This is a genomic window from Micromonospora sp. NPDC050795, from assembly GCF_044456785.1.
Classification (GTDB): Bacteria; Actinomycetota; Actinomycetes; order Mycobacteriales; family Micromonosporaceae; genus Micromonospora.
On the sequence record NZ_JBITGE010000101.1, the window covers coordinates 1 to 1,828 of the forward strand.

Annotated in this window: 2 protein-coding genes; both read left to right on the forward strand. The window is 66.6% G+C overall.

Annotated elements, in window-relative coordinates; genetic code table 11:
• The first annotated feature begins 410 nt into the window (after positions 1–410).
• Complete coding sequence (locus ACIBEF_RS32340; protein WP_396797215.1) at positions 411–1,253, forward strand: aldo/keto reductase; 843 nt, start codon at positions 411–413, stop codon at positions 1,251–1,253.
• A 194-nt stretch (positions 1,254–1,447) separates the two neighbouring features.
• Positions 1,448–1,723 (forward strand): zinc ribbon domain-containing protein, encoded by a 276-nt coding sequence (locus ACIBEF_RS32345; RefSeq protein ID WP_396797216.1) that lies wholly within the window; start codon positions 1,448–1,450, stop codon positions 1,721–1,723.
• Positions 1,724–1,828: the final 105 nt, after the last annotated feature.

The window sequence follows — 1,828 nt, forward strand, 5'->3', positions numbered from 1 at the left end:
TCAGAAGGGTGTTGAGGTCTGTCGTCACAAACAGATCTTCAACACCCTTCGTCTATGCCCACACCCCGGGGTCGTTAGGACTTACTCGTCTAGGTCTGCCTCTGGCCCGCTCACCGACTGCGCCTACCCAGGGTCGTCTATGGCAAACAGATGGAGAGCCGGGGTGCGAGTGCAGGGCGTCCGCAGAAGGTCGGAGCCCGCGGACAGACGCCGCATCCCGCCACCGGGCGTGCCGCGGTGGCCGGATGCGGGTGGTGGTCAGCGATGGCCACCCCGAGAGAGGCCAGGTCCATCGCCTCGCCGATCAGGCAGGTCTGCGCGGAGGAAAGGTCGTCCTACGGAGACTGTTTCCTGTCGATGCGGGTAACGCGCACTGACCCCACTGGCGCCGAGGCCCCGGAAAGGCCGACATGACACTCCCTACCGCTTCGATCGAACTGCCGTCCGGCCAGACCATGCCCGTGCTCGGCCAGGGCACGTGGTACCTGGGTGAGCGTCCCGCGAAGCGACGGGATGAGCTGGCCGCCCTGCACGCCGGCCTGGACCTGGGCATGACCTTGATCGACACCGCGGAGATGTACGGCGATGGCGCCTCCGAGGAACTTGTCGGCGAGGCCATTGTCGGACGACGCGACGATGTGTTCCTGGTCGACAAGGTGCTGCCGTCCAACGCCAGCCGCCAGGGGGCCGTGCAGGCCTGCCGCCGTAGCCTGCAACGACTCGGTGTCGACCACATCGACCTCTATCTGCTGCACTGGCGCGGCAACCATCCACTCACGGAGACGATCGAGGCGTTCGCCGAACTCGTCGACGCCGGTGACATCGGACAGTGGGGCGTGAGCAACTTCGACCTCTCCGACATGACCGAGCTGCTCGAGGCCGGCGGGGACGACTGCGTGACCAACCAGATCCTGTACAACCTCACCCGCCGTGGCCCCGAGTACGACCTGCTGCCCTGGCTACGTGAACACCGGATCCCGGTGATGGCGTACTCCCCGATCGAACAGGGCAGACTGCTCGGCCACGACCAGGTCGCTCAGGTCGCCGCGCGGCACGGGGCGACGCCCGCTCAGGTCGCGCTGGCCTGGGTGCTGAGGCAGGACATGGTTGCGGCCATTCCTCGATCGTCCAACCCGGAACACACCCGGGAGAACGCGGAAGCGCGCAACCTGCACCTGACCGAGGAGGACGTCACGGCACTCGACATGGCATTCCCGCCACCTACCGGCCCACAACCACTGGAGATGTTGTAGGGCCGGCGGCCCCGTCTCGGTGGGAGCCAGGCGAGATCACTATCGCGCTGGTGGCGACGTCATCGGGTCGCCGGTAGTTCGGTGCCGGCGGGTCGACGACCGGCATCACGAGCACGGTCTCCACATCGGCAGGTACGTAGGCAAGGTGCCGCCGGCGCGGAACACATCTGCGGCGTCGGCGGCACAACCTGCGGTTGCGGCGGTGGCAACTCGGCCGGTCGATCGCGGTCCTGAAGGACAAAGCGGAGCTGGCCGGGATCACCGTGTATCTGGTCGATGAGCGAGGTACGTCGTCGACCTGCCCGGTGTGCCGGCGCAGAGTGGTCAAGCCCCGCGGGCGGACCCTGATGTGCAGGAGTTGCGGTTTCGTCGGGCGACGTGATGGTGCCGCGGCGTTCACCATCGCCACCCGGACCCCGGGCGGCGTCACCACCACCGCACAACACCACCGACAACCCGGTGAACGTTAGTGGTCACAGCACTAAGGCGTGTTTCATAAGTCGTGGTGGCCGGTGAAGGTCCCGGCGTGGCGGTGATCGACAACTGAAGAGGTCTCCGGTAGTTGGTTCTGCGAC

Bases quoted from the DNA above. Each gene is read 5' to 3' on its own strand.
- ACIBEF_RS32340 (WP_396797215.1), top strand. From the start codon at position 411: ATGACACTCCCTACCGCTTCGATCGAACTGCCGTCCGGCCAGACCATG.